The organism is Streptomyces sp. P9-2, from assembly GCF_051903975.1.
GTDB lineage: Bacteria > Actinomycetota > Actinomycetes > Streptomycetales > Streptomycetaceae > Streptomyces > Streptomyces cellulosae.
Window position 1 is genome coordinate 6,094,987 of record NZ_CP192633.1, and the last position, 25,582, is coordinate 6,120,568.

At 70.7% G+C, this 25,582-nt stretch carries 20 protein-coding genes and 1 tRNA gene; 9 read left to right on the forward strand and 12 right to left on the reverse strand.

Annotated features, from left to right (window positions below):
* Positions 1-5 precede the first annotated feature (5 nt).
* Genes ACQY0Z_RS27550 through ACQY0Z_RS27560 form a run of 3 tightly spaced genes read left to right on the forward strand, consistent with a single transcriptional unit; the run spans position 6 to position 2,963 of the window.
* Positions 6-926 carry an ABC transporter permease subunit gene (locus ACQY0Z_RS27550; protein WP_189905619.1) on the forward strand — a complete coding sequence of 307 codons (921 nt, stop codon included), beginning with the start codon at positions 6-8 and terminating at the stop codon, positions 924-926.
* On the forward strand, positions 926-1,759 hold the full coding sequence (locus ACQY0Z_RS27555; RefSeq protein WP_189905568.1) for a carbohydrate ABC transporter permease: 834 nt from the start codon (positions 926-928) through the stop codon (positions 1,757-1,759). Before ACQY0Z_RS27550 ends, ACQY0Z_RS27555 begins: the two co-directional genes overlap by 1 nt.
* A 25-nt stretch (positions 1,760-1,784) precedes the next feature.
* Complete coding sequence (locus ACQY0Z_RS27560; RefSeq protein WP_189905570.1) at positions 1,785-2,963, forward strand: ABC transporter ATP-binding protein; 1,179 nt, start codon at positions 1,785-1,787, stop codon at positions 2,961-2,963.
* Positions 2,964-3,030: 67 nt separating this feature from the next.
* Here ACQY0Z_RS27560 and ACQY0Z_RS27565 read toward each other — a convergent pair whose 3' ends face one another.
* The 5 genes from ACQY0Z_RS27565 to ACQY0Z_RS27585 form a co-directional block, all read right to left on the reverse strand.
* Positions 3,031-3,558, reverse strand: a complete 528-nt coding sequence (locus ACQY0Z_RS27565; RefSeq protein WP_006130344.1) for an NUDIX hydrolase family protein — start codon at positions 3,556-3,558, stop codon at positions 3,031-3,033.
* 31 nt (positions 3,559-3,589) lie between these two features.
* Positions 3,590-4,402, reverse strand: coding sequence for an SAM-dependent methyltransferase (locus ACQY0Z_RS27570; protein ID WP_439812982.1), 813 nt, complete (start codon positions 4,400-4,402; stop codon positions 3,590-3,592).
* Positions 4,403-4,540: 138 nt separating this feature from the next.
* Complete coding sequence (locus ACQY0Z_RS27575; RefSeq protein WP_189905621.1) at positions 4,541-5,203, reverse strand: endonuclease; 663 nt, start codon at positions 5,201-5,203, stop codon at positions 4,541-4,543.
* Positions 5,204-5,205: 2 nt separating this feature from the next.
* Positions 5,206-5,538, reverse strand: coding sequence for a DUF3140 domain-containing protein (locus ACQY0Z_RS27580; protein ID WP_347226139.1), 333 nt, complete (start codon positions 5,536-5,538; stop codon positions 5,206-5,208).
* A 41-nt stretch (positions 5,539-5,579) separates the two neighbouring features.
* On the reverse strand, positions 5,580-6,062 hold the full coding sequence (locus ACQY0Z_RS27585; RefSeq protein ID WP_189905576.1) for a Dps family protein: 483 nt from the start codon (positions 6,060-6,062) through the stop codon (positions 5,580-5,582).
* Positions 6,063-6,336: 274 nt separating this feature from the next.
* Here ACQY0Z_RS27585 and ACQY0Z_RS27590 point away from each other — a divergent pair, with 274 nt between their 5' ends.
* Both ACQY0Z_RS27590 and ACQY0Z_RS27595 read left to right on the forward strand, forming a co-directional pair.
* Positions 6,337-7,524: a thiolase family protein gene (locus tag ACQY0Z_RS27590; protein ID WP_189905577.1), complete on the forward strand. Its 1,188-nt coding sequence runs from the start codon at positions 6,337-6,339 to the stop codon at positions 7,522-7,524.
* 90 nt (positions 7,525-7,614) lie between these two features.
* Positions 7,615-8,388, forward strand: a complete 774-nt coding sequence (locus ACQY0Z_RS27595; RefSeq protein WP_189905579.1) for a sulfite exporter TauE/SafE family protein — start codon at positions 7,615-7,617, stop codon at positions 8,386-8,388.
* Positions 8,389-8,399: 11 nt separating this feature from the next.
* Here the strand turns inward: ACQY0Z_RS27595 and ACQY0Z_RS27600 are convergent, their stop codons facing one another.
* Positions 8,400-9,812: a diacylglycerol/lipid kinase family protein gene (locus tag ACQY0Z_RS27600; protein ID WP_189905581.1), complete on the reverse strand. Its 1,413-nt coding sequence runs from the start codon at positions 9,810-9,812 to the stop codon at positions 8,400-8,402.
* 119 nt (positions 9,813-9,931) lie between these two features.
* On the opposite strand from ACQY0Z_RS27600, the gene ACQY0Z_RS27605 reads away from it, so the two are divergent.
* Positions 9,932-10,687: a cobalt-precorrin-6A reductase gene (locus tag ACQY0Z_RS27605; protein WP_189905583.1), complete on the forward strand. Its 756-nt coding sequence runs from the start codon at positions 9,932-9,934 to the stop codon at positions 10,685-10,687.
* A gap of 459 nt (positions 10,688-11,146) precedes the next feature.
* On the opposite strand, the gene cobF is transcribed toward ACQY0Z_RS27605, so the two are convergent.
* Positions 11,147-11,923, reverse strand: a complete 777-nt coding sequence (gene cobF, locus ACQY0Z_RS27610) for a precorrin-6A synthase (deacetylating) (protein ID WP_347226138.1) — start codon at positions 11,921-11,923, stop codon at positions 11,147-11,149.
* 46 nt (positions 11,924-11,969) lie between these two features.
* Complete coding sequence (locus ACQY0Z_RS27615) at positions 11,970-12,500, reverse strand: DUF309 domain-containing protein (protein ID WP_439812983.1); 531 nt, start codon at positions 12,498-12,500, stop codon at positions 11,970-11,972.
* A 99-nt stretch (positions 12,501-12,599) separates the two neighbouring features.
* Between ACQY0Z_RS27615 and ACQY0Z_RS27620 the strand changes: the two genes are divergently transcribed.
* Positions 12,600-12,673, forward strand: a tRNA-Pro gene (locus tag ACQY0Z_RS27620).
* A 168-nt stretch (positions 12,674-12,841) separates the two neighbouring features.
* Here the strand turns inward: ACQY0Z_RS27620 and ACQY0Z_RS27625 are convergent.
* Together ACQY0Z_RS27625 and ACQY0Z_RS27630 are read right to left on the reverse strand one after the other, a co-directional pair.
* Positions 12,842-13,450, reverse strand: a complete 609-nt coding sequence (locus ACQY0Z_RS27625) for an SUKH-4 family immunity protein (protein ID WP_254586195.1) — start codon at positions 13,448-13,450, stop codon at positions 12,842-12,844.
* A gap of 29 nt (positions 13,451-13,479) precedes the next feature.
* The gene (locus ACQY0Z_RS27630; protein ID WP_439812984.1) at positions 13,480-22,575 is read right to left on the reverse strand and encodes a golvesin C-terminal-like domain-containing protein; all 9,096 of its coding nucleotides are present in this window, start codon (positions 22,573-22,575) and stop codon (positions 13,480-13,482) included.
* 299 nt (positions 22,576-22,874) lie between these two features.
* Between ACQY0Z_RS27630 and ACQY0Z_RS27635 the strand changes: the two genes are divergently transcribed.
* Both ACQY0Z_RS27635 and ACQY0Z_RS27640 read left to right on the forward strand, forming a co-directional pair.
* Positions 22,875-23,444 (forward strand): hypothetical protein, encoded by a 570-nt coding sequence (locus tag ACQY0Z_RS27635; RefSeq protein WP_347226134.1) that lies wholly within the window; start codon positions 22,875-22,877, stop codon positions 23,442-23,444.
* A gap of 149 nt (positions 23,445-23,593) precedes the next feature.
* The gene (locus ACQY0Z_RS27640; RefSeq protein WP_381726591.1) at positions 23,594-23,779 is read left to right on the forward strand and encodes a hypothetical protein; all 186 of its coding nucleotides are present in this window, start codon (positions 23,594-23,596) and stop codon (positions 23,777-23,779) included.
* On the opposite strand, the gene ACQY0Z_RS27645 is transcribed toward ACQY0Z_RS27640, so the two are convergent.
* Both ACQY0Z_RS27645 and ACQY0Z_RS27650 read right to left on the reverse strand, forming a co-directional pair.
* Positions 23,766-24,707, reverse strand: coding sequence for an endonuclease/exonuclease/phosphatase family protein (locus ACQY0Z_RS27645; RefSeq protein ID WP_439812985.1), 942 nt, complete (start codon positions 24,705-24,707; stop codon positions 23,766-23,768). The genes ACQY0Z_RS27640 and ACQY0Z_RS27645 overlap by 14 nt on opposite strands.
* A gap of 69 nt (positions 24,708-24,776) precedes the next feature.
* On the reverse strand, positions 24,777-25,562 hold the full coding sequence (locus ACQY0Z_RS27650) for a GntR family transcriptional regulator (RefSeq protein WP_347226133.1): 786 nt from the start codon (positions 25,560-25,562) through the stop codon (positions 24,777-24,779).
* Between the last annotated feature and the right edge of the window lie 20 nt (positions 25,563-25,582).

Genomic DNA, 25,582 nt, shown 5'->3' on the forward strand with positions numbered 1-25,582 from the left:
GCACCATGGCAGAGCCGGCGAAGGACGAAGCACGCGGCAAGAAGGCCCTGTCGGCGGGCGCACGGCAGGAACGGCGGCTCGGCTGGCTGCTGTGCGCGCCGGCCGTGATCGTCATGCTCGCCGTGACCGCCTACCCCATCTGCTACGCGATCTACCTGTCCCTCCAGCGCTACGACCTGCGCTTCCCCAACCGTGCCGAGTTCATCGGCCTCGGCAACTACGGGGCCGTGCTGTCCTCGCCGTTCTGGTGGGACGCCTTCTGGGTGACGATCTTCCTCACCGTGGTGTCCGTCGCCATCGAACTGGTCCTCGGCATGGGCCTCGCCCTGGTCATGCACCGCACGATCTTCGCGCGCGGCACGGTCCGCACCGCCGTCCTCATCCCGTACGGCATCGTCACCGTCGTCGCCGCCTTCTCCTGGCAGTACGCCTGGACCCCCGAACTCGGCTACCTCGCCGGGCTGCTGCCCAGCGGGGACGCCCCGCTCACCGAGCAGTGGCCCGCGCTGTGGCTGATCATCCTGGCCGAGGTGTGGAAGACCACCCCCTTCATGGCGCTGCTGCTGCTCGCCGGCCTCGCCCTGGTCCCCGAGGAGACGCTGAAGGCCGCGATGGTCGACGGAGCCACCCCCTGGCAGCGGTTCACCAAGGTGATGCTGCCCCTGATGAAACCGGCGATCCTCGTCGCCCTGCTCTTCCGCACCCTGGACGCCTTCCGGATCTTCGACAACATCTACGTCCTGACCGCGGGCGCCCACGGCACCGGATCGCTGTCCATCCTCGGCTACGACAACCTGTTCACCGCGCTGAACCTGGGCATCGGGTCGGCGATCTCGGTCCTGATCTTCATCTGCGTCGGGATCATCGCCTTCACGTTCGTCAAACTGTTCGGCGCCGCAGCACCGGGCGCGGAGGTGAAGCGCTGATGGCCGCCGCCGGCAGGTCCCACGCGACGCGATGGGCGATCGTCAACGTCGTCGTGGTGCTGTACGCCCTGTTCCCGGTGTGGTGGATCGCCGCACTGTCGTTCAAGGACCCCAGCACCCTCACCGACGGCAGCTACATCCCCACCGACTGGACCTGGGAGAACTACAAGGGGATCTTCCAGACCTCCGAGTTCACCCGGGCCCTGATCAACTCCATCGGCATCGCGCTCATCGCCACACTGATCGCCGTCGTCCTCGGCACGATGGCCGCCTACGCGGTCGCCCGGCTGCGGTTCCCCGGCAAGCAGGTGCTCATCGGGATGTCGCTGCTCATCGCCATGTTCCCGCCGATCTCCCTGGTGTCCCCGCTGTTCAACATCGAGCGGAGCATCGGCATCTTCGACACCTGGCCCGGGCTGATCATCCCCTACATGACCTTCTCGCTGCCGCTGGCGATCTACACCCTGTCGGCGTTCTTCCGGGAGATCCCCTGGGACCTGGAGAAGGCCGCCAAGGTGGACGGGGCGACGCCCGCGCAGGCGTTCCGGCTGGTCATCGTGCCGCTCGCCGCGCCCGGCGTGTTCACCACCGCCATCCTCGTGTTCATCTTCTGCTGGAACGACTTCCTCTTCGCGATCTCGCTGACCTCCACCGAGTCCGCGCGCACGGTGCCCGCCGCGATCGCGTTCTTCACCGGCAGTTCGCAGTTCCAGCAGCCCACCGGATCGATCGCCGCGGCCGCCGTGGTGATCACCATCCCGATCATCATCTTCGTCCTGCTCTTCCAGCGGCGGATCGTCGCCGGCCTGACCTCCGGCGCGGTCAAGGGATGAGCCCGAAGGCAAGGAGGCAGCACCCATGGCCGAGATCGTGCTCGAGGGAGTCACCAAGCGCTATCCCGACGGATCCCTCGCCGTGCGGGACGTGAACCTCGACATCGCCGACGGCGAGTTCGTGATCCTCGTCGGACCTTCCGGGTGCGGCAAGTCGACCACCCTGAACATGATCGCCGGCCTGGAGGACATCACCGAGGGCACCCTGCGCATCGACGGGAAGGTCGTCAACGACCTCGCGCCGAAGGAGCGGGACGTCGCGATGGTCTTCCAGAGCTACGCCCTCTACCCGCACATGAGCGTGCGGGAGAACATGGGCTTCCCGCTGCGGCTGGCCAAGGTCGACAAGGCCACCATCGACCGAAAGGTGGAGGAGGCCGCCAAGGTGCTCGACCTCGTCGAGTTCCTGGACCGCAAACCGTCCAACCTCTCGGGCGGCCAGCGCCAGCGGGTCGCGATGGGCCGGGCCATCGTCCGCAACCCCAAGGCGTTCCTCATGGACGAACCCCTGTCCAACCTGGACGCAAAGCTCCGCGTGCAGATGCGCACCCAGATCTCCCGCATCCAGCGCCGCCTGGGCACCACCACCGTGTACGTCACCCACGACCAGACCGAGGCCATGACCCTCGGCGACCGGGTCGTCGTGATGCGCCAGGGCGTGGTCCAGCAGGTCGGCACCCCCGCCGAGCTGTACGACATGCCGCGCAACCTGTTCGTCGCCGGGTTCATCGGCTCCCCGGCGATGAACTTCGTCCAGGCGTCCCTGACCCCCGACACCCTGCGCACACCGCTCGGCGACCTGCCCCTGGACGACCGGATGCGCCGCGAGCTGGAGCGGCGGGACGCGCCCCGCGACGTCATCGTGGGACTGCGGCCGGAGGCGTTCGAGGACGTCAGCCTCGCCCGCGACACCGGCGGCCCGGTCATCACCGCCACCGTGGACGTGCTGGAGTCGCTGGGCTCCGACGCCTACGTCTACTTCACCGCCGAGGGCGGCCCGGTGAGCACCGCCGAGCTGGACGAACTGGCCACCGACTCGGGCCTCGCCGACACCGGCGCCGGCGGGGACCAGCAGATCGTGGCCCGCCTGGACGCGGCGACCCGCGCCCGGGAGGGCCAGCCGATCGAGCTCCGCGTGGACCTGTCCAAGGCGCACGTCTTCGACCCGAAGAACGGCACCAACCTCACCCACCCGGAGAGCTGAGCCTCCCGCCGAACGCACCGCGCCGTCCGGACCGCCCCGCGAGGGAGGTCCGGACGGCGTCGCGTGTTCAGATCACGCAGCCCGCGTGCGCCAGCGCCTGCTTCAGCAGCACTCCGTGCCCGCCCGGCATCTCGCTCTGCACCGCCCGCGACACGGCCTCCTGCGGGGTGAACCACACGAGGTCCAGCGCGTCCTGCCGGGGCCGGCAGTCACCGGTCACCGGCACGATGTACGCCAGCGACACCGCGTGCTGCCGCGGGTCGTGGAACGGCGTGATCCCCTGGGTGGGGAAGTACTCCGCGACCGTGAACGGCTGCAACGACGCCGGGACCCGGGGCAGCGCCACCGGGCCGAGGTCCTTCTCCAGATGACGCAGCAGCGCGTCACGCACCCGCTCGTGGTGCAGCACCCGGCCGGAGACCAGGGTCCGGCTGACCGTCCCGTCGGGCCCGATGCGCAGCAGCAGACCGACACTGGTGACCTCACCACTGTCGTCCACACGCACGGGGACGGCCTCGACGTACAGGATCGGCATCTGGGCGCGTGCCTGCTCCAGGTCGTCGGAGGACAGCCAGCCCGGCGTGGTCTCGGTCATGTCAGACATTGCTTGATCATACTTTCGAGGGTCAGGGCTTCACGGCCACCGCGCCGTACTGCGGCACCACCGGGGCGGCGCCGGGTTCGGCGCGCCACTGGGAGCAGGAGACCAGACCGGGCTCGACGAGCTCCAGTCCGTCGAAGAACGCGGTGATGTCGGCGGCGCTGCGGGCGGTGATCGGGGGAGTGGCGTTCGCGTTCCAGAACTCCATCGCCGGGACCTGGAGTTCCCCGCCCACCTCGGGGTCGAACGTGGGGTGGGTGAGCACCAGGAAGCTGCCCGAGGGAACCGTTGCCATGACGCGGCGCACGATCTCCCGGGCCTTCTCCGTGTCCAGCACGAAGTTGAGGATGCCGAGCAGCATCACCGCGACCGGCTCGGAGAAGTCCAGCGTGGCGGACGCCCGTTCCACGATGGCGTCCGGGTCGTGCACGTCGGCGTCGATGTAGTCGGTGGCGCCCTCGGACGTGCCGGTCAGCAGGGTCCGGGCGTGGACGAGGACGATCGGGTCGTTGTCGACGTAGACGATCCGCGCGTCCGGCGCGATGCGCTGGGCGATCTCGTGGGTGTTGTCCGCCGTCGGCAGTCCCGTGCCGACGTCGAGGAACTGCCGCACCCCGCGCTCACGCGTCAGATACGTCACCGCGCGGCCCAGGAAGTCGCGGTCCGCGCGGGCGATGTCCCGGATGACGGGGATGATCGACGCGACGTGCTCCCCGACCTGCTGGTCGACCTCGTAGTTGTCCTTGCCGCCGATCCAGTAGTTCCACACGCGCGCGTTGTGCGCCACACCGGTGTTCAGCCTCGCCGAGCCGCTCGTCGGGGTGTGGCTCTCACTCACGGTCTCTCCCTCTCCCTCGCCCGCGTCGTGCCCGTACGGGCCGACCCGGCCATTGTGCATCGCGGTGATCACATTGTCCCGGGAACGGACCGGGTCGCCCCGTGAACCGGGGCGACCCGCACGGAAGATGGGCGGCGGTCAGCGGGACTCCGCTTTGCGCAGGGTGTCCTCGGCGACGTCCTTGTCGAGCGCCGCGCGCACCAGTGCCGAGGACAGCACGGCCGGTTCCGTCCCGCCCGCGAGGCCGAGCAGCCGCTCCGGGTCGTCCGGCAGCCCCAGCCGCCGGGCGCCCTGGAGCGCCTTGTCGTCCACCAGCGGGGCCGCCTCGGGCCACACCGCCTGCACCTCGCGCAGGAAGATGGCCGCGCCGGACGGGCCTATGCCGGGGAACTCCTGGAGCAGACGGCGCAGTTCGTCCACGTCGCCGTCGGTCTCCGCGCGCAGCCGGCGCAGGTCACCGCCCCAGCGGTCCAGCAACAGCTTGGCTGCCTCGCCGAGTTGAGTGGCGGTCCGCTCGTCGTAGCGCCGGTAGCCGCCCCGGCCGAGGGCGTCCACCCGCTGCTGCCAGCTCGCCTCGGTCATCCGGCGGGGGTCGCGCAGCCCCGCCTCGTGCAGGGCACGGGCGGTGGCCACGGCGACCGAGCCGCGGATGCGCGCGCTGAGCAGATGGGCCAGCACCAGCAGCCGGTACAGCGGCTGGGGCGTGTTCCGCAGGGCGATGCCCGCCTCGTGCGCGTACGTCTCGCCGTGCGCCTCGACGAGGACGCGCACCACGGCCCGCTCGTCGCCGCGGCCGGCCACGGTCACGCCTTGAGCGGGTCGTGGCCCAGGGTCATCAGACGGTGGCGGCGGGCGGTGTCCCCGGCGACCGGCTCGTTCTCGGGGTCCGTCTCCTCGTCGACGGCGTCGACGACCTCCTCCATCACGCGCAGGTCGTCCTCGGTGAGGTCGGTGCGGCGCTTCTGGAGGATGGCCAGGACGTGCTGTCCCGTGTCGGGGCCCGCCCGGTCCGGGAGCGGCTCCGTCGTCTCGCCGGCGTCACCGACCCGCAGCCAGGCGGCCAGTTCCGCCGACGTCATGTTCACCGCGCGGTGGAAGTCCTCCCACAGCGCGTCCATCTCGAGGGCGTCGGTCATCGTGTGCCCCTTCGTCCGCGTGCGTCGTACGTCCGGGATGTTCAGGACTCCCGGGGGTGGTTCTCCGCCTCGAACATCCAGCGCTGCTTCTCCAGGTCGGCGGTGATGGAGATCAGCAGGTCCTGCGTGACCAGGTCGGCCTTCTCGGTGGCGTCCATCCGCTCACGCAGCCGCGTGATCGCCGCGCCGAGGGCGTCGGTCATCACCTCGACGGCCTCCGAGTCACGCAGCCAGCCCTCCGCGGGCGCCGGCAGGGAGAAGACCTTGGCGATGGTCTCCGGGCGGCCGTCCGGCGGCACGCCGATGGCCGCGGCGCGCTCCGCCACCGTGTCCGCGTGCGCCCGGGTGGACGAGACCACCTCGTCCAACTGCAGATGGACCGAGCGGAACCGCGGTCCCACGACGTTCCAGTGCGCCTGCTTGCCGATCAAAGACAGTCCGAGCAGGTCGATCAGGGTCTCCTGGAGGGCCTCGCTGGAAACGCGGCGGGCCTCGTCCGGAAGTGTGCTCCTCACGACGGTCATGAAGTGGTGTTCCTCCCAGTTGATGCGCTCGTGGCGCGAGGGCGGGGACCCGCGGGCGATGCCGGCGCGGGCCGCGCTCCGCGACCACTCCCTGAACGCGCGGGTGCCCCCGGCCCTCCGGGACAAACCCGGCCGGCGGTACGGCGGACCGGCCGTGACCTCCAGGATCTTCCCCGGGAGGGGCGGGCCGGTCTATAGTCCGAAACTAGCGGTGCTAATTAAGTGGGCCGCCGACCGTCAGCCCGGCCGTCGGCCTCCGGATCAGGAGTTCCCGTTGCGACCCGTCCACTTCGCGGCCGCCCGCCGCACTCCCATCGGCAAACTGCGCGGAGCCCTCTCGGGCGTACGGCCCGACGACCTCGCCGCCGCGGTGATCCGCGGCCTGGTCGCCGACGTGCCCGCGCTGGACCCGGCCCGCGTCGACGACGTCTACTGGGGCGCCGCCAACCAGGCCGGCGAGGACAACCGCAACGTCGCCCGCATGGCCGCCCTGCTCGCCGGCCTCCCCGAGTCCGTCCCCGGCGCCACCGTCAACCGCCTCTGCGCCTCTGGACTGGAGGCCGTCACCACCGCCGCCCGCACCATCGCGGCCGGCGAGGCCGACATCGTCATCGCCGGCGGCTCCGAGTCCATGAGCCGCGCCCCCTTCGTGCTGCCCCGCCCCGACGAGGCGCTCCCGCACCGCATCGAGACGTACGACACGCGGCTCGGCTGGCGGCTCGTCAACCCGGCGATGAAGGAGCTCCACGGCCTGCTGGCGATGGGCGAGACCGCGGAGGAGGTCGCCGGACGGTACGGCATCTCCCGCGAACGGCAGGACGAGTTCGCCCTGCGCAGCCACCGGCGCGCCGCCGAGGCCCGCAAGAACGGCCACTTCGACGACGAACTCCTGCCCGTGACCCGCCCGGACGGCGTGGTCGTCGGCACCGACGAGTGCGTCCGCGAGGACACCTCCCTGGAGAAGCTCGGCCGGCTGAAGCCGGTGTTCCGCGCCGGCGGCTCGGTCACCGCGGGCAACGCCTCCCCGATGAACGACGGCGCCGCCGGGCTGATCCTCGTCAGCGAGGAGGCCCTCAACGAGCTGGGCCTGGAGTCCCTCGGCCGCTACGTCGCCGGCGGCTCGGCCGGCGTCCACCCCGACGTCATGGGCATCGGCCCCGTCCCCGCCACCCGCAAGGTGCTCGCCCGCGCCGGCTGGGACATCGGGGACGTCCAGGAGGCCGAGTTCAACGAGGCGTTCGCCGCACAGGCGCTGGCCTGTGTCGACCAGCTCGGCGTCGACCCGGAGCGGGTGAACGCGGACGGCGGGGCCATCGCCCTCGGCCACCCGCTGGGCTGCTCCGGCGCCCGCATCCTCACCACGCTGCTGCACCGCATGCGCCGCACCGGCGCCGAACGGGGCCTCGCCACCATGTGCGTGGGCGTGGGACAGGGCAGCGCGGTGCTGGTCGAACGCCACTGACGGGCGGCCGCCCCGGCGCCGGCCCGGGCGGTCACCTGGTGGGACATGCCTTACCGGCGGCCGATGCCTGCACGTAGCATCGGTCGCCGCATGAACACCATGACCCTCTGGGACCTCACCGGCTGGGAATTCGCCGCGCTGGCCTTCGCGGCCCTGCTCGTCGGGTTCTCCAAGACCGCCGTCAGCGGCGCGAACACGGTGAGTCTCGCCGTCTTCGCCGCCGTCCTGCCCGCCCGCGCGTCCACCGGCGTGCTGCTGCCCATCCTGATCGCCGGGGACGTCCTGGCCGTGCTGACCTACCGGCGGCACGCCCACTGGCCCACCCTGTGGCGGCTGTTCCCCGCCGTCGCGGCGGGCGTGGTCGTCGGCACGGTCTTCTTGATGTGGGCGGACGACGGCATCGTACGGACCTCGATCGGGGCGATCCTGCTGCTGATGGCCGGGGTCACGGTGTGGCGCCGCCGCCGCGCCGACACCGAGGACGACCCCGACGGCGTGGTCACCCGGGCCGGCCGCATCAAAGCCCGCTCGTACGGCGTCCTCGGCGGCTTCACCACCATGGTCGCCAACGCGGGCGGCCCGGTGATGTCGATGTACCTGCTCTCGGCGGGCTTCCGGAAGCTGGGCTTCCTGGGCACGTCGGCATTCTTCTTCCTGATCGTCAACACGTCGAAACTGCCGTTCAGCGCGGGCCTGGGCCTCATCGACGCGGACTCACTGCTGCTGGACGCGGCGCTGGTGCCGTTCGTGGTGCCGGGGGCGCTGCTGGGGAAGTGGGCGGTGACGAGGATCAACCAGCGGTTGTTCGAGCAGCTGGTCATCGCGGCGACCGTGGTGGGGGGACTGCAGCTGTTGCTGCGGTGAGCGAACGGAACTCAGGATCGGGGAGATCCGCCCGGGGGCGTCGTCTCGCGGTGGTCTTCCAGGCTCCGTTGCTTGTGGCCGGGCCAGTGCAGGTGGGTCGGGGCCGCCGTCCGGCCCACCGTCGCGGCCAGTTTGCGCAGGCGGCGCCAGTCCAGGCGGGGCGGGGCGGGGGCGACGCCCGGGCGTTTGCGGGGGACGCGGACGCGGAGCGCGCCCGGGGCGATGCGGCAGTGGACCGGCGCCGGGAGGATCATCGCCTCGCCGTCGACGCCCGCCTCGATCGCGTCCCGGTCCGCCTCGATGACCACCTCCGGCGCCGTCAGCACCGTCAGCCCCGCCGGCTCCGGGTTCAGCAGCAGCGCGGCCGCGCTGATCGCGCCTTCCACCTTCACCCCGAGGACGCCCAGCGTGCCCGAGTCCAGCCGTTCGCGGCGCCCGAGTCCGAACGGGTCGCCCGTGCGGTACGGGTTGTTGCTGACCAGTACTGCCTGCGGAGCCGTCAGCGTGGTGTCGCCGACGTGGACGACGAGCCTCGGTCCCTGCTGCCCTGTGAGCAGGTCCGGCAGCATCTCCAGGCTCGTGCCGATCTTGTCGTCGCGGTACGCGGGACTCTGCACGATCGCCGCGTACGCGCCGAACGACGCGTTGTTGACGAACGGCTGGTCCCCGGCGAACCCCAGGTCGACCCGCAGCTCCACCCCGTCCGTCAGCGCGTCCAGACACGCCGCCGGGTCCCCCCGGTCCAGGCCGAGGTCGAGCGCGAAGTGGTTGCGGGTGCCCGCGCTGATCACCAGGAACGGGATGTCGTGCTCGGCGGCCACGGCCGCGACCAGCGCCTGGGTGCCGTCGCCGCCCGCCGCGCCCAGCAGGTCCGCGCCGTCCGCGACGGCCTGCCGGGCCAGTTCGGTCACGTCCTGCTGTGCGCCCGGCTCCAGCAGCACCACCCGCGCGCCGAGCCGCTCCGCCTTCTCCCGCAGCTGGAACCGGCCCACCTTGCCGCCGCCGGACCGCGGGTTCATGATCAGCACAGGCTTGCGGGGCGGCGGCAGCCGGCGCTCCCGCACCGGGGTGTGCCCGCCCGTCCCGCGCAGCGCGTACCTGCCGCTCCACACCGCGAGACCCCACAGCGCCAGCGACACCAGCAGCGCCCAGAACAGCGTCACCGCGAACAGCGCCAGCAGCCCCGCCGGCACGCACACCGCGACCACCGCGGCAGCCCACCGCAGCGGCCCGCGCAACGTCAGCGTCCACCACACCGCCGCCGCGCTGAGCGCCAGCCCGACCACGCCGAGCACCAGGAGCGCCAGTCCGCGCAGCCCGCCGTAGACCAGGGGGGTCGCCACCGCGAGCGCCGCCGCGAGCAACGCCCCCCGCGCCGCCCACCGCTGGGCGTGATAGCCCCGCCTGCTCCAGTCCACGGACATGACTCCTTAGATAGCCCGGCGTCATCGTAGGGCGAACAGCACAGGCGTGCGGGCCGACGGCGATCTTCGGCGCGCGGGCCGCCGCCGGGCGCCCTGCCCGCTCCCCGTACGCTCGGCGCATGTCCCCGCACGTGCTGATCCTCGGCGGCACCACCGAGGCGCGCCGGCTTGCCGCCGCGCTGGCCGCCCGCCCCGGGACCCGGGTCACGACCTCGCTCGCCGGACGGGTGACCCGTCCGGGCGCGCTCGACGGCGAGGTACGCGTCGGCGGCTTCGGCGGCCCGGACGGACTCGCCGCCTGGCTCCGGGAGGAGAGCGTGGACGCCGTCGTCGACGCGACCCACCCGTTCGCCGCGACGATCACCGTGAACGCGGCCACCGCCACGGCCGCCGCTCGGGTCCCCCTGCTGGTGCTGCGCCGCCCCGGCTGGCAGCCCGGCCCCGGCGACCGCTGGCACCCGGTCCCCTCCCTGGGGGCGGCCGCCGCCGCGCTGCCCGCACTCGGACGCCGGGTGTTCCTGACCACCGGCCGCCTCGGCCTCGCGGCCTTCGCCGGACTGACGGAACTGAGTTTCGTCGTACGGTCGGTCGAACCCCCCGAGCCGCCCCTGCCTCCGCACACCCGTGTCCTGCTGGCGCGCGGCCCGTTCACCGTCGCCGACGAGACGGCTCTGCTGCGCGAGCACCGCGTCGACGTACTGGTGACGAAGGACAGCGGGGGCGCGGCGACCTCCGCGAAACTCACGGCTGCCCGCGACCTCGGCCTCCCCGTCGTGGTCGTCCGCCGCCCGCCTCTGCCGGAGGGCATCACCGCGCTCCGGGACGTGCCGGCGCTGCTGGCACGTCTGGACGACGTCCTCGCCCGGGACCGCTAAGGCCTGTCCGGCGGATCAGGCCGGGGGAAAGGCGCGGCGCCTTGCAACCCAGGTGAGCGGGGTCTGGTGCGTCCAGCCGCAAGGCGGAGGAGCAAGTCGGCGCGATGGGGTCCCTCCCGCGCGAGCGAAGCCGAGCGCGAGGGAGTCGGCGACCTACGACAACGCCGCTGGGGGCACCCCCACGCCCGTTCAGGGCAGTGGGGGGAGGGCGTGCCGGACCCCGCGTCCTCGGCATGATCCGCCGGACAGACCCTAGCTACGCGGACCTGGCCGCGTGTTCAGCGCACGGAGTCGAAGACGCGGTGTCCTGCGCGTCCTGCCTCATCGCCCCGAACCGGCGTAGGGCTCTGGCGGCGTTGCTGCCGGTCGCCTTGCGCCTGGACGCACCGGACCCCGCTGACCCGCGCCCGCCGCACAGCGGGACTTCCGCGCCCTTCGACCTGCTCCGCCGGACAGGCGTCACCGCTCGCCAGGCGCCCGGCGCAGCAGGTACGTGTCCATGATCCAGCCCTTCCGCTCCCGCGCCTCCGCCCGCACCCGCTCGATGCGCGGGGCGGCCTCCGCGACCGGGCCGGAGACCAGGATCTCGTCCGGGGTGCCGATGTACGCGCCCCAGTAGATGTCCACGTCCTCACAAGCGAAGGCACGGAAACGCTGATGCGCGTCCAGCATCACCACCACGTCGTCCACGCCCTCCGGGAAGCCCTCCTCCGCGAGCCGCCGTCCCGTGGTGATCTGCACCGGGCGCGCCACCCGGTTGAGGCCCGTACGGTGCCGGGCGACGAGGGCGGAGACGCTGCTGATACCCGGCACCACGTCGTAGTCGAAGGCGACCGTGCCCCGCTCCCGCACCTCCTCGAGGATGCCCAGCGTGCTGTCGTACAGCGCCGGGTCGCCCCACACGAGGAACGCGCCCGTCCCGTCCTCGCCCAGCTCCTCCGCGATCATCCGCTCGTAGATGTCCGCGCGGGCGCTGCGCCAGTCGCCGACGGCGGGGGAGTACGCCGAGCCGCCCGCCGACCGGTCCCGCTCCGGGTCACGCGCCTCGACGACGCGGTACGTCCGGTCCGCCAGATGCGTCTCCAGCATGTCCCGGCGCAGCCGCGTCAGGTCCGCCTTCGCCTCGCCCTTGTCGAGCAGGAAGAACACGTCCGTGTCCCGCATGGCTTTGACCGCCTGCAGGGTGAGCTGGTCGGGGTCGCCCGCGCCGATACCGATCACATGAAGAGTCCGCACGGCCCCGAGTCTGCCGCACGCCCCCGGCCGCCCCGCACCCAGGTCGTCAGGCGGCGCCCCGCAGCCGGGGCGCCCGCGCGCCCGCGTCCACCGGCACGCCCTCCCCGCGCTCCACCTCCGCCGCCAGCTTCCGCGCCCACGCGATCACCGACGGCAGGTCGATCCCGTGCGGCCGGACCTCACCGCCCGCCGCCCACTCCTCGGCCGCGACCGCCCCGCGCCGCAGCAGCCGCGCCCCGCCGGTCACGTTCCCGCGCGCCGCGTGCGTCAGCCCCACCGCCATCTGGGCCAGCCCCCGCCACAGCTCCCGCTCCTCGTCGGGCCCCGACTTCCAGGCGTCCTCGAACACCTCGTGCGCGTGGAACGGCTTGCCCTCGTCCAGCAGCCGCTGCGCCTCGGAGACGCTCTCCTCCGGCCGCCGCACCACCCCTTCCGGCTGCCGGGGCACGCCCTCCTCGCCGTACGGCAGGGGCCGCCCGAGCCCGTCCCGGGGCCGTGCGTTGCGCGCCCGCCCCTCCTCGTCCCGGTCCCGCGCGGCGGCTGTCCGGCCGGCGGACGTGCTGTCCATGCTGCCCATACGCCGATTGTCCCAAGTCCGGGCCCGCTTCGACGCGGCCCGGGGGGTGGGGTAAAGTACTCTTCGCGTGATCGCGCGGTTCACCGCATGTGACCGCACCGGGACGTGGCGCAGCTTGGTAGCGCACTTGACTGGGGGTCAAGGGGTCGCAGGTTCAAATCCTGTCGTCCCGACGGTGCAGTGAGGGCTCGGAGCCCGGATCAGGGCCTTGTCCACATCACGTGGGACAGGGCCCTCGGTCGTTTCCGGAAGTCCGTCCCTCCCCGGACGACGTGCTGAACGGACAGGGGCCCTGCCCGGATCCTCTCCGGGCAGGGCCCCTTCTCACTCGGCGGCGCCCGTCAGATGGCGTCGAGTTCCACCTCCTCGTAGACCCGGTCCCACCAGGTGTCCATCTCGAACGCCGGCGGGTCGAGCTCACGAAGCCGGTCCCTGATCTCCAGTCCGAAGGCGATCCGTGCCGCCTCCGAGGGATCCATCGCGTCCTCGTCGTCCTCGTCCTCGTCCTCGTCGTCCTCGGACTCGAGGTCGTCGAAGTCGTCGACGTGCTCGCACCGGTGGTCCCAGGCGGCGAGGGCGTCGAGGAACGCGATCAGGGACGAGTTCACGAACCGGGGCTTCGGCAGCGACGGGTCCAGCAGCAGCACCCTCCCGTCGCTGTCGAGCACGTACTCGGGGACGTGGTATCCGGGATTCAGCTGGGCATCGTGCTGGCCCAGCCTCCAGTACCGGTTACCGGACGGATCGGAGACGACGGTGAAGGGAGCACCGTGCGTACTCGGGTAGAACATGGCGGCCTCCCGCGGCAGCCCGTACCGCTGGGCCGTGCCGAGTGCTTCGCGCACGGCCTCAGGCCAACTGTCCGAGCCGGAGAGCGCATCGGCGTCCAGCTCCAGGATGCCGTCCTCCTCCCACGACGATGCCGTCAGCCACCGAGGTGTGTACCCCACGAGAAGTCCCTTTCGTGACGCTCCGTCGCTCACAGCTTTCCTCGCCGGATCTGCGTCAGCATGCGCTTGAGCTCGTTGATTCCGGCGCTTCGGCCGGCCTTGGACGCAGGCCCCTGGCCGTGCGGGTAATCGATGCTCCACGATACCTTGTTGCCCCCGAAGGTACTCCTGAGCCAGTTGTCGCATCCGTTGTAGTCGCAGGGGGCGAGTTCGGTGTAGACCCGGCTCACCTGGTCCGGCTGGATGCCCGGGTGCTTCTGCTGGAGTTCCTGCCAGGCGCGCTGCTCGGCGTGCCCGGCACCGTTCTTCTTCTTGCCGCCCTTGCTGATGGCGATGACGTGATCGACCTTGTCGCCGATCTTGTACTCGATCACGGCGACGTTCCGGCCGCCCTTGACGTACCCGTTCTTCTTGCGGTACTCGATGGCCTTCTTGCTGAGGTCGTCGTCACCGTACTTGACCTTCGTACCGCACTGGTTGTGGACGAGGAGGTCGACCGACCCGAGCGAGACGTAGTAGGAGTGGACGCCTTCGACCGTGAGGTTGTAGACGCGGTCCGTACGGTGGGCGGTGTCGACCGCGGTGAGCTGGACCCAGGTGCCCGCGGACGTCTGGAGCCACATGCCGGGCGCGAGGTCCTTGGCGGGGACCCACCTGCCATAGTCGGGCAGCCAGTAGAGGTGCGCGTCCGTGGAGGTGACCTTGCCGGGCTTCGCCTCGCCGTCCTCGCCGTCCGGGTCGACGGTCAGGGTGACGAGGTGCTTGTCACCCCTGTGGTCACGGGTGTCGGTGACGAGGCGCGCGGCGCTCTCACCGGTCTCCACGTCCGTGGCGAGCACCAGGTCGCCGAGTTCCAGGTCCTCGATGGCGCGCAGGGTTCCGTCAGCCATGACCACCTGGGTCCCGGCCACGAAGCTCTGCGGTGCCGGCTGCTTGACGGGGCAGTTGCCACCCGAGTTCTTCCCGGAGTCGGTCTTGCTCGTGGTCTTTCGCGCGTCGTTGGCGGTGTCCGCCGTGTTCGCGGCCTTGCGCGCGTCGTTCGCGCTGTCGGCGGCGTCGATACCCTTCTTCGCGTACTTGCCGGCCTTGACCGCCGTGGCGCCGTAACCAGCCAGCGGGATGGCCGAGGTGAGGGAGAGGGCCGCGTCGGCGTAGTTGCCCTCGGCGGCGTACCAGATGCCGTTGGCGACGTCGGCGACCTCACCGACCACCGGGACCAGGCCCACGACGTCCAGGGCCGCGTGGCCCAGGTCCGAGAGCGACATCCCGAACAGGTGGCCGTCGATCTCGACGAAGGTGATCGGGTTGCCGCCCGCGAACGCGTAGCGGTTGCCGGTGAACGGGTCGGTGGCCAACGCCATGTCGTTCAGGGCGCCGCCGTAGGAGTCCCGGGTGAGGAAGCGGTTCAGGCCCGGGTCGTAGTTGCGGAAGCCCATGTCGTACGTGCCCGACGCGCTGTCCCAGCGCGAGGAGTTGAAGCGGAAGGAGTTGTAGTCGTCCTTCTGCTCGCCCTCCGCACCCGGCTTGTCCTCACCGGTCATCTGGGACGTGTCGTCGGACCCGTAGGCCGTGTAACCGTACGTGGAGCGGGTCCGGCCGTCGTCCTTCGTGATCGCCTCGACGTCGCCACGCGGGCTGGTGACGTACTGCGAGTACTCCTTGACGCCACCGTCCTTGTGCTTGATCTGCGTGGCCCGCTGGCCGCCGGCGAGGTACTGGTAGTCCTTGTCGGTCTTGCCGTCGACCGTCTCGCGCAGCAGCGTGCCGTCCAGACCCAGGTAGGTGAACGCCGTGGTCCTGCCCGCGGTACCGGAGGTGGTCTGGGAGACCGTCCGGTCGAACGGGTCGAAGACGTACGTCGTGGTCACCGCGGACCCGCCGCTGCCCGACCGTGTCCTCACCGTCCGGTCGAAGCCGTCGTAGTAGTGCTTCTCGACGGTCTGGCCGGCCGTGCTGACGGTGTCGAGCCGTCCGAGCGGGTCGTAGTTGTAGGTCGACGTGACCCCGCCGGACGACGCGGAGAGCAGTCGGTTGCGGTCGTACCTCTGGGTGGTCGTGGTGCCGTTGACGGTCTCCTCGACGATGTTGCTGTTGCGGTCGTACCGGTACGACTCGGTGGACGGGTCGTCACCGGTCTTGTCGACCTTGGTGAGACGGTCCTGCGGGTCGTAGGTGAAGGCGTACGTGTTGTTGATGTACGCCGTGTTGTCGTCGGCGTTCATCAGCTTCAGCGTGTCCTTGGAGCGGTGCCCGTTGAGGGAATACTCCAGGTCGTGCTGCGCCACCACGGCGCCGCCGGACGTCTTCTCGAGCGACTGCTTGACCGAGCCGTCGAGGTGGTACCGCATGTCGAGCGTGTTGCCGTTGGGCTTGGTCTGCTTCAGCAGCTGACCGCGCCCGGTGTAGGTCATCGTGCTGATCTGCTGGTTGCCCGCGGTGGGAGAATCGGCGTTGGTCACCTTGCTGACCAGGTCGCGCTCGTCGTACTCGATTTCCGACCAGGTCAGGTCGTGCGTCGAGGTGAGCGGGTTGCCGTTCTCGTCGTAGGTCAGCGAGGTGGTGTTCTTCACTGCGCCGGCGAGCACTTCCTCGACCTTGGTGATCTGGTCGAGACCGTCGTACGCGATCTTGTACGTGTCGATCTTCGCGCCCGGGGAGAGGTCCCTGACCTCGACCTTGTTGCCGTTCGCGTTGTACGTGTAGCTGAAGGACTTCTGCTCGTCGTCCGTGTCGTTCGCGTGGGAGCGGACCAGCTTCACCGAGTCCGCGAGGACGGTGCCGTTCGCCGCGTCGGTGAGGGTGACCTTCTGCGGGCCGTCCTCCACGAACGCGTGGGAACCGAGCGAGATCCACTCACCGGCGCGCTGCGTCTGGTCGATCGTCCTGGTGACGCTGCCGCCGTCGTGGTCGACCTTGAACTTCGCGTCGGTGGCCGCACCGGTCATCCTGGGATGCCGTACGAAGACCTCGTACGTGCCGTCCTGCGGGATGTTGAGCTGCCAGGAGAACGACGCGGTGCCGTCGCCGGCCGCGTGGTAGTAGGTGTCGTAGCCGTACTGTTCCTCGGCCTGTGCCCGCGACCAGTTGTCCTGGAGCGCGGTGTTGTTGAAGTCCGAGCTGTCCACCAGGACCACGTGCCGGCCGACCGGGACGCCGTCGTCCGAGCGTGCCTTCTCGTTGCCGGACGGATAGAACTCCCAGAGCATGGTGCGCTTCTGGGAACCGCCCGCGGAGCTGAGGACGTTCTTCGTCTGCTGGCCGAGCTCGTTGTAGTCGTAGGAGGTGGTGATGTCCCAGGGGTCGGTGGTGGTCTCCGCCCACCCGTTGTCGAAGTAGGTGTACTTGGTGACGTTGCGGACCGACTGGCCGTCCGACGGTGGTGCGGAGACCGAACTGAGGTTGCCGACCTCGTCGTAGAAGTAGAAGGTCGAGTCGGGCGACGCGTAGCGGCTGTCGTCCTGGTCGAACGGTGACCGCTCCTCCTTGACCCGGTTCAGCTCGTCGTAGACGGTCTCGGCCGTGAAGTCGGTGGCGTCGTCCAGCGTGGCGACACCCCGGGGCGTGATCGTCTTCGTCCGGTTGCCGACCTCGTCGTACTCGTACCGGGTGGTGCGGTACGTGATGTCACCGGAGGAGTTCTCACTCACCGGGACCTTCGACTCCGTCAGGGCGCCCCGCTCGTCGTACGTGGCGAGCGACTCGTTGCCCTCCGCGTCCGTCTGCGAGACCTGCAGGCCGTCCTTGTCGTAACGGACGGACGTCGCCCACCCCAGGGCGTCGACGGTCCTGGTCACGCGGTGGTTGAGGTCGTACTCGTACCTGGTGGTGTAGTCGTCCGGGTCGGCGGTCGCGTTCTTGCGCGCGTCGACGACCTCGACCATGTTTCCGACGTCGTCGTACTCGACCGTGGCCTTGTTGCCCTCGGCGTCCACCATCTCGACGGCCTGGTAGATCGCGTCGTGCCGGGTCGTCGTGGTGTGGTCACCGGCGGCGGCCGTCAGGTTGCCCTGCGGTGCCGTCTCGGTCAGCACATTGCCGACTTTGTCGTAGGTGGTCGTCGTCCTGCGTTCCGGATCGGTTGCCTCGTCCCGCGGAAGGACGGATTCGACGACCTGGTCCGCCTTGTCGTAGACCGAGGTCGTCACGGAGCCGTTGGGCGCGTAGACCTTGGTGATGTTGTCGTTGGCGTCGTACTCCGGAGCCGGCGTGACGATGAACCGGCCCTGCTCCTGCTTGACCGGCTCTTTCTTCTCCAGGGGCCGGCCGAGGACGTCGTAGGTCTGGGTGACCTCGGCGTTCTTCGCGTTGACGACCTTGGTGACGTTGCCCCGGACGTCGTACTCGAACCGCGAGGGGTTGTCGAGGGCGTCGAGGATGGTCTCCGGGTAGCCGACCGGGTCGTAGTCCTTGTACTCGGTGTCGTGGCCGTTGGCGTCGGTCTCCTTGGTGACCTGGCCGTGCTCGTCGTACTCGGTGCGGCTGGTGTAGTCCCCCTCGGTACCGGAGCCGGCGACACCCTTGGGGTCGGTGACCGAGGTCAGGTTGCCCTTGGTGTCGTAGCCGAACCGATAGGTGCGGCCCTCCGGGGACGTCTTCTCGAACAGATCGGCTATGTGGCCGTTCAGCCCGGAGGCATAGGTGAACGTCCGTCCCTCGGTGCCGTTCTTGTTGGCCTCGGCGTCCTTCTCCTCCAGCGGGTAACCCGTCCTGGGGTCGTACGACCAGGTGGAGACGGCCCCGTTGGCCTCCTCCAGACGCGTGACGTTGTTGTCCGTGTCCCAGCCCAGCTTCGTCGTCTCCGACTTGGCGTTGGTGATGGTCTGGGGACGGCCGTAACCGTCGAGCGACTGGACGGTGGCGTTGCCCTCGGCGTCGGTCACCCGGGTGCGGATGAAGGAGCCCGCGGTGCCGTCCGGGTCGGTGTACGCGTACCCGGTGTCGTGCCCCAGGCGGTCGGTGATGGTCTGGGTGTACCAGTGGAACTTCGGGTCGTCGCCCTCGCTGGGGTAGTAGTAGTCCAGTGAGGTCGAGTTGGAGCGCGGATCGGTGACGGCGACCAGCTTGGCGTTCTTGTTGCCCTGCTCCATGTCGTACGTGAAGCGGAACACCTTGGGCTGCGCGCTGCCCGCACCGTCGGTGAGGCTGGTGAGCAGTCCCTGGTCGGAGTAACTGAAGGTGATCTTCCGCCCGGAGATGTCGGTCATCGACTTGACGTGGTCGATGATCTTCGGTCTGTTGGTGTCGGCCTTCGTGTAGTACTCGACCGTGAGCGACCGACGCGCGGCCGGGTCCTCGATGTAGGTGAGGAACTTGACCGGCTTGTTGTTCGACCTCCGCTCGGCGTACGTGTACGTCTGCGTGTTGCCGTTCTTGTCGACGATCGACGTCAGGTAGCCGTCGCAGTCGAAGAAGAACTGGGTCCGGTCGGGGCGCGTCAGCGACCAGGCCTTCGGGTCGCCGTCCTTGTTGGGGGTGCAGTCCGTGCCGGTGCCCTGGCGCAGCAGGTAGTGCACGCCCGCCGGTGCCAGCCAGGTCCCGTCCTCCTGCTTGCGGAAGACGTGGGCGGTGCCGTCACCGTCGGGGAGGGTGACCTCGGTCGGGTTCGGGTTGGGGTGGAAGTCCAGCGCGGCGCCCAGGCGCAGCGGCATCGCGGTCTGGGCCGACCAGCCGTGGCCGAGGACCGTGTCGGAGGTGTCCTGGGAGTTGTATGCGAACCGGGCGAAGGTGGTGATTCCGCGGCCGGGGTTGGAGAACGCGTTGTACTGCCAGACGCTGTTGCCGGCGTACAGGTTCGTCATCAGCGACGAGCCCGCTCCCGTGTTCTTGCCCGCGTAGGAGTAGAACTTCTCCAGGCCGAGCTGGTTGGAGGTCGGGTCCTCCGTGCGGACGTTCTGCGCCAGCGGGGCGATGCCGTCGCTGTCGGACAGCCATGTGCCGGTGGTGGTGTTCCTCAGGTCCCACTTCAGCACGTAGTCCAGGCGCTTGTTGCCGGAGTCCGAGTTGATCGGGGCCTTCAGCCTGGCCGGCACGGTGACCGAGTCGCCGGGCAGGACCTCGTCCGGCAGCGCGGTCTCCAATTGGTTGCCGCCGGTGGTGGCGTCGGTGCCGTCCGGGAGCGACCAGGTGTAGGAGAGCGCGTGGCTTCCCGCCGCCCAGATGCCGGTGGTGGTGTTGGTGAGGGTGACGTCGACGGTGTACTCGTCGCCGGGGATCATCCGGGACGGCGTGTACGGGGCGTGGTACGTCGCCTCCGTCGTCTTCGTCAGGTACGTGACGACCAGTTGTGGGCGCAACTGCGCTTCCTCCGCCTCGGAGGAGAGGAAAAGCGTCCGCTCTCGCGGGCCGGTCGTCGACTCGTCGCGCAGCCTGACCGCCACGCCGTGGTTGGCGGAGGGGTCCGAGATCCAGCTCTGGGCGAGTGAGGTGATGTACCACGACTGCCGTGCCGGGTCGTTGGTGACGGTGCCGACGGTGTCGGAGACGGCGGCGTCCATGTCACCGCCGGCCGTCGTCCACGGCGTGTCCGTGTCCGCCTTGGTCCAGGACGCGGTCGCCTCGTCGAAGTCACGCGTCAGGCCACGAACCTCGTAGACCGCGCCGCTGGAGTCGGTCGTGGTCTGGAAGCCCCACATGTTCAGCTGCGCCTCGAGGACCCGGGCATCGGCCGGGATCTCGCTGATGCCGGGGAACTTCAGCGCGGCACGGGTGGTGCCGTACGTGGCCGAGTTGTTGCCCACCGACAGCCACGGGTTGTCGACGCCCGCGTCGGTGAGCGTGTCGTGGCCGGTGTCCGGCTCCGCCGAGGAGAGCGTGGTGTCGCTCTGCCCGGACTGCAGCACCACCGTGGTGCGTCCGGCCTTGGGCAGACGCACCAGCTCCGTGGCGGACGGGAGGATCCGCCCGTTCGCGGTCTTCACCGCGACCATGTAGTAGTACGCGTCGCCGAACTCCTCGGCGGAGTCGGCCGGGGTGGGCCTGGCCGAGGTGTCCGTGTAGGCGCGGGTGTCCTTGGCGACCGGGGAGACCAGGGTCTGCGAGGACGGCGTGAAGTGCTGGAAGACGCTGCGGTGGACCTGGTACTCGACGATGTCGTCACCCGGCGCGGTCGACGGGTCGGTGTACGCGGGCCAGGTCAGCTCGGCGCCGGTGGAGTGGACGACCTTCGGCGGGCTGACGTCGACGCCCTGGTCGCCCCAGGTGAGAACCAGCTTCGGGTAGTTGGCGACCTCGCCCTTGTAGGCGTATTCGGCGGCCTCGTAGCGCGGGCCGCCCTTGGGGGCGCTCGCGGACTCGTCGGCGGCCTTCACCACGAAGCCGTGGTTGTCGTACGTGCCGTCGAGCCACTGCTGAACGGTCCTGGTCACCGGGAAGGAATGCCAGGTGTTGACCGCCTGCGGCTGCTTGGTGACGACACCGCCCTTGGTGAAGCGCACGGCGTCCGCGAGGACGGTCGTGGAGGTCGAGGCGGGACCGTCGCCGAGCACGACCCGGCCGGTGGTGCCGGCCTTGAACGGGTGCTTGCCCAGCGGCTTCCAGACGCCCTCGGTGCCCGCCCGCTGGTCGACCCGGTACGTCGTGCTGCCGCCGTCGTGCGTCACCGTGTAGGGAGCGTCGGTGGCGCGGTCGGAGGCCGGGACGTAGTGCACGTCGACCTGGTACTCGCCGTCCTCCGGGAGGCTCGGCTGCCAGGTGTACGTGTCACCTGCCGTGGCGTCCTTGTTGTACCGGTAGTCCTGACCGATCGCGTACTGCGTGTACGCGGTGTTTCCGGACGTGGGCCAGGCGCCCTGAGCGGCTGTGGTACCGGAGTCGCCGTCGTCGACGAGGACCGACGTGCCGGACAGCTCCCCGGTGATGTCCTTGGCGCTGTTCCAGGTCGCACCCGTCTCGGTCCAGGCCGTGGTGGCCCGGTGCGCCTCCAGCTGGACCTCGGTGGCACCGGTGGTGTGGGTCTGGTCGTAGTACAGCTTCAGTTCGGCCGAATCCAGCCGCGTGCCGGCGGGTATGCCGGACAGCCCGAACCTCAGCAGCGCGCGCGACGTGCCGGTGCTGGTGTTGCCGACCGAAAGGCGCCAGAGGTCCGCGTAGTTGGCGCCGGGGTCGTCCGAGGAGATCATCGCGTCCGCGGACTGTGTCGGAGTCGGCGCGATCGTGACGGTCGGGTCGACCGTCACCGGGTACTGGCGCTCCGGCGCCGCGAGCCACTTGGCGTCCGGCTTCAGACTGATGCCGTACGAGCCCTCCTTGCCGGACAGCACCTGGCGGACGGCGTCGGTGCCGGTGGTGCCGTACGGGGAGCCGGTGTCCTTCTTCGCGTCCGTCATGAACGGCGCGGGGATCACCAGCGCGGGGGCTCCGACGGGGGAGTTCTCGCCGTACAGCGAGATGGTGCCGTTCTTCTCCGCCTTCGCGGTCAGGCCGCCCGTGGTGAGCGTGAAATCGAAGGAGGGGGCGCCCTTCGGACGCTGGTTGAGGACGATGTCTTCCTTCACGCTGCCGTTGCCGACCGTGTAGGAGAGATCGATCCCCTGGCCCAGGGCGTCCTGGTAGGTGACCTTGTTGCCGTCGACCGCCGGCGTCAGCTTCGCGGCACCCGCGTCCTTGAGGCCGATGGCGACCCAGTGGCCCTCGTCGAGCTCGAAGCGGACCAGCTCACCGGGGCGTGATCCGAAGTAGGTGCGGGCGAGGTTGGTGGTGTTCGCCTTCTCGAAGCCCTGGCGGTCGGTGTCGGTGACCGCCGTGTCGATCGGCTTCCACTCGGAGTCCTCGCCCTTGCCCGTCTGGTAGGCGGTGGCCAGGGCCGAGACCTCGGACCGGACCCGCCCGTCCGACATCCGCCAGTGGCGAGAGTACGGAGTCCGCCGATCCGTGAGCTCCTTGACGCGCTTGGCCGCGGGAGCCTCCCTTGCCGCGGCCAGACGGTCGTCGGCCGGGACGTCGGTGTCCGGCAGGTCCGGCGGGGTGGGCGGTTCGGTGTCCCGCTGGGTCAGGAAGTCGCGGAGGCCATTGACGAGTCGACCCGTGTCGGGTGGCGCGGCGAACGCCGGTGTCGCCGGCGCGACGGTCGCGAGGACCGCCAGCGCCGCACTCGAGGCCAGGAGCCTTGCGGCCCGTGGTCTGTGCATCGGTTTCCCTTCGGAGGGACCAAGGACCGGCTGCCGGACGGCAGTCGGCAGCCGAGAGTCCTAACGCAAATCACCCCGTTCATGTCAACTGCACGGACCATTGGGGCAACTCGCCTGATAAAAGCGGCAGTTGGCGTCTGAGCTGTGGTGTCCCCTTGTCCGTCGGGAGCTCTCCCGCACGGCGACGCGACGAGTTCAGGCCAACCCCGACGGCGTGGCCGGCACCTCTTGACAAGGGTCTTCCCACGCCTTTTGGATCAGGCCGGGTCCGAACGGGCCCGTGGCCGAGGGGAGTCGGGATGAGCAGCGGGACCCGTGGGCCGGGACACACCCCGTCCACCGCCGGCGGCACGGGTGCCGGCCCGGAGGTGCCCGGGACGGCGCGTACCAGGGGTGACGAAGACGGCGGGACGCCCCCGGTCGGCACGCGGAGACCCCGCCCCGAGCTCCCCGCGCTGCTCGCGATCGCCGGTGTCCTCGGGCTGTGTCTCGCCCTCGTGCTCTTCGGCGTCCTGCGCGGCGGCGGCGAGGACAAGGCCGAGCCCGGAGTGCCCACCGAACCGGTGACGTACGAGGTCACCGGAGAGGGCACCGCCGACCTGAGCTACCAGGGTGCGAGTGAGCAGGGCACGGCGGAGACCGTCTCCGGAGCCCGACTGCCCTGGAAGAAGACGGTCGCGGTGCCCCGCGGCCAGAGTCCCGTCATCCGGATCACTTTGGGCGAGCAGGGCGGCCAGGCACGTTGTGCCGTCGCCGTGCGCGGGCGGCACGTGCAGAGCGCCACGGCGAGCGGTGGGTTCGGCCGGGCGACCTGCTCCGCGTCCCTGCCCGCGCCGGCGCCCGAACCGTCCGGATCACCTTCCGCGTGATCCCGGAGGGGCACGGACGGAGAGGCGGGCGTGCCTCCTTCGTATCCGCCCCCCGGTACGCGTTCTCCCTCGCGGGGGCCCGCCGATGACCTCCGGCATCGATACCCCGGATTCCGCTTCTCGGTGCATGTCGACGGCCACCCGACAGCATGCTGATCGAGCCCCCCGGCGGCCTGCCGGACCACGAGGACGGTCACCCCGAGGCCACCCTCGAGCTGCCCTTCCGCCGGGCGCTGTGCATGATCCGCACCGACGGGATCAACGACGCGAAGACCGTCATGCCGCTCCGCCGGGCCGCGCTGGAGGGCCCGTTCGCCGGGGTCAGCGCAGAGTGACGCGGGCCGCCACCGGCAGATGGTCGCTGCCGGTGGCGGGCAGCGTCTCGATCCCGCTCACGGTCGCCGCGCGGGCCATCACCTGGTCGATCCGTACCAGCGGCAGGCCCGCCGGGAAGCTGAACGCGAATCCGCGCCGGGGTACCTCCAGCCGGGACGTCAGCGGGCCAAGACCCCGGTCGTCGACCGTGCCGTTCAGGTCGCCCGCCAGGATCACCCGGTCCAGCGGCTCCGCCTCCACTTCCCGCCCGAGCCGTACCGCGCTCTCGTCGCGCCCCCGCGACGTCATCCCGCGCGGCACGATCCGCACCGACGGCAGGTGCGCCACATACACCGCCACCTCGCCGTGCGGTGTCGCGGCCACCGCGCGCAGGCCCCGGCTCCACGGCTCGTCCAGGTCGGCCGGTTTGATGTCCACCGTCCGCGCGCCGCTCAGCGGGTGCCGCGACCAGAGTCCGACCGTGCCCCGCACCACGTGGTGCGGATAGCGCGCGGCGAGGACCCGCTCGTACGCGGGCAGCGCGTCCGGGACCAGCTCCTCCAGCGCGATCAGGTCCGCGCCCGTGCCGGCGAGGGCGCGGGCCGTGTCCTCCGGGTCGGGGTTGTCGTCGGAGACGTTGTGCTGCACCACGACCAGATCGCGTGGCCCGGGCGCGTCCGCGGGGAGGAGCAGGGCGCCGAAGACGTGCGTCCACACCGCCACCGGCAGCAGCGCGGCCACCAGAACCACCGGAGTACGGCGCCACACGCCGTACAGGAACAGGAGGACCGCCGCCAGGCCGAACCAGGGCAGGAACGACTCCAGCAGGCTCCCCACCCGGCCCGGCGTGTTCGGCACCGCACGGTGGAACGCCGACAGCCCCGCCGTCAGGACGGCCAGGGCTGCCGGCACCCGCCCCCGGGCCGGGCGCGGTTTCACGATGTCCACTCGGGCGTCCCCTTCAAGCGTCGCGGTGATCGGTGCTGATCTTCAGGACGCGCGGGAACGCCTTCCGGTTCAGGGTCTGACCAGCAGCTGGAAATCGAAGGAGTACCGCGAGGCGCGGTAGATGTGGCTGCCGTACTCCACCGCCCGGCCCGTGTCGTCGTACGCCGTGCGCTGCATGGTGAGCAGGGCCGCGCCCTCCTTCTCGTCGAGGCGGGACGCCTCCTCGGCCGTCGCCGAGCGGGCGCCGACCCTCTGGCGGGCACTGTGCAGGGTGATGCCGGCCGCGCGCATCATCCGGTACAGGCCGGTCGCCTCCAGGCGGTCGGCGTCCAGGTCGAGCAGTCCTGCCGGGAGGCAGTTGCTCAGCAGGGCGACCGGGAGGCCGTGGGTGCGCCGCAGCCGCTCCAGGAGGATCACCTCGGCGCCCTCGGGCAGGCCCAGGGCGGCGGCCACGCCGGGCGGCGCCGGGACGGTCTCGTTGCGGACGACCTCCGTGGTCGGCGCCTGCCCGGCCGCCTCCAGGTCGTCGTAGAGGCTGGTCAGCTCCAGGGAGCGGCGCACCTGGCTGTGCACGACCTGCGTGCCCACCCCGCGCCGCCGGACCAGCAGCCCCTTGTCGACCAGGGACTGGATGGCCTGGCGGACGGTCGGCCGGGACAGGCCGAGGCGCACCGAGAGGTCCACCTCGTTGCCCAGCAGGTCGCCGGGCGCGAGCGCCCCGCCCGAGATCGCCGCCTCCAGCTGCTGGGCGAGCTGGTAGTACAGCGGCACCGGGCTGCCCCGGTCCAGGGCGAAGTCCAGGCTGTGCGTCGCCGGTCCGGCCGCGGCGCGTGCGGGGTCACCGGTCCTCGCCATGGACGTGCCTTCCTGTCGGG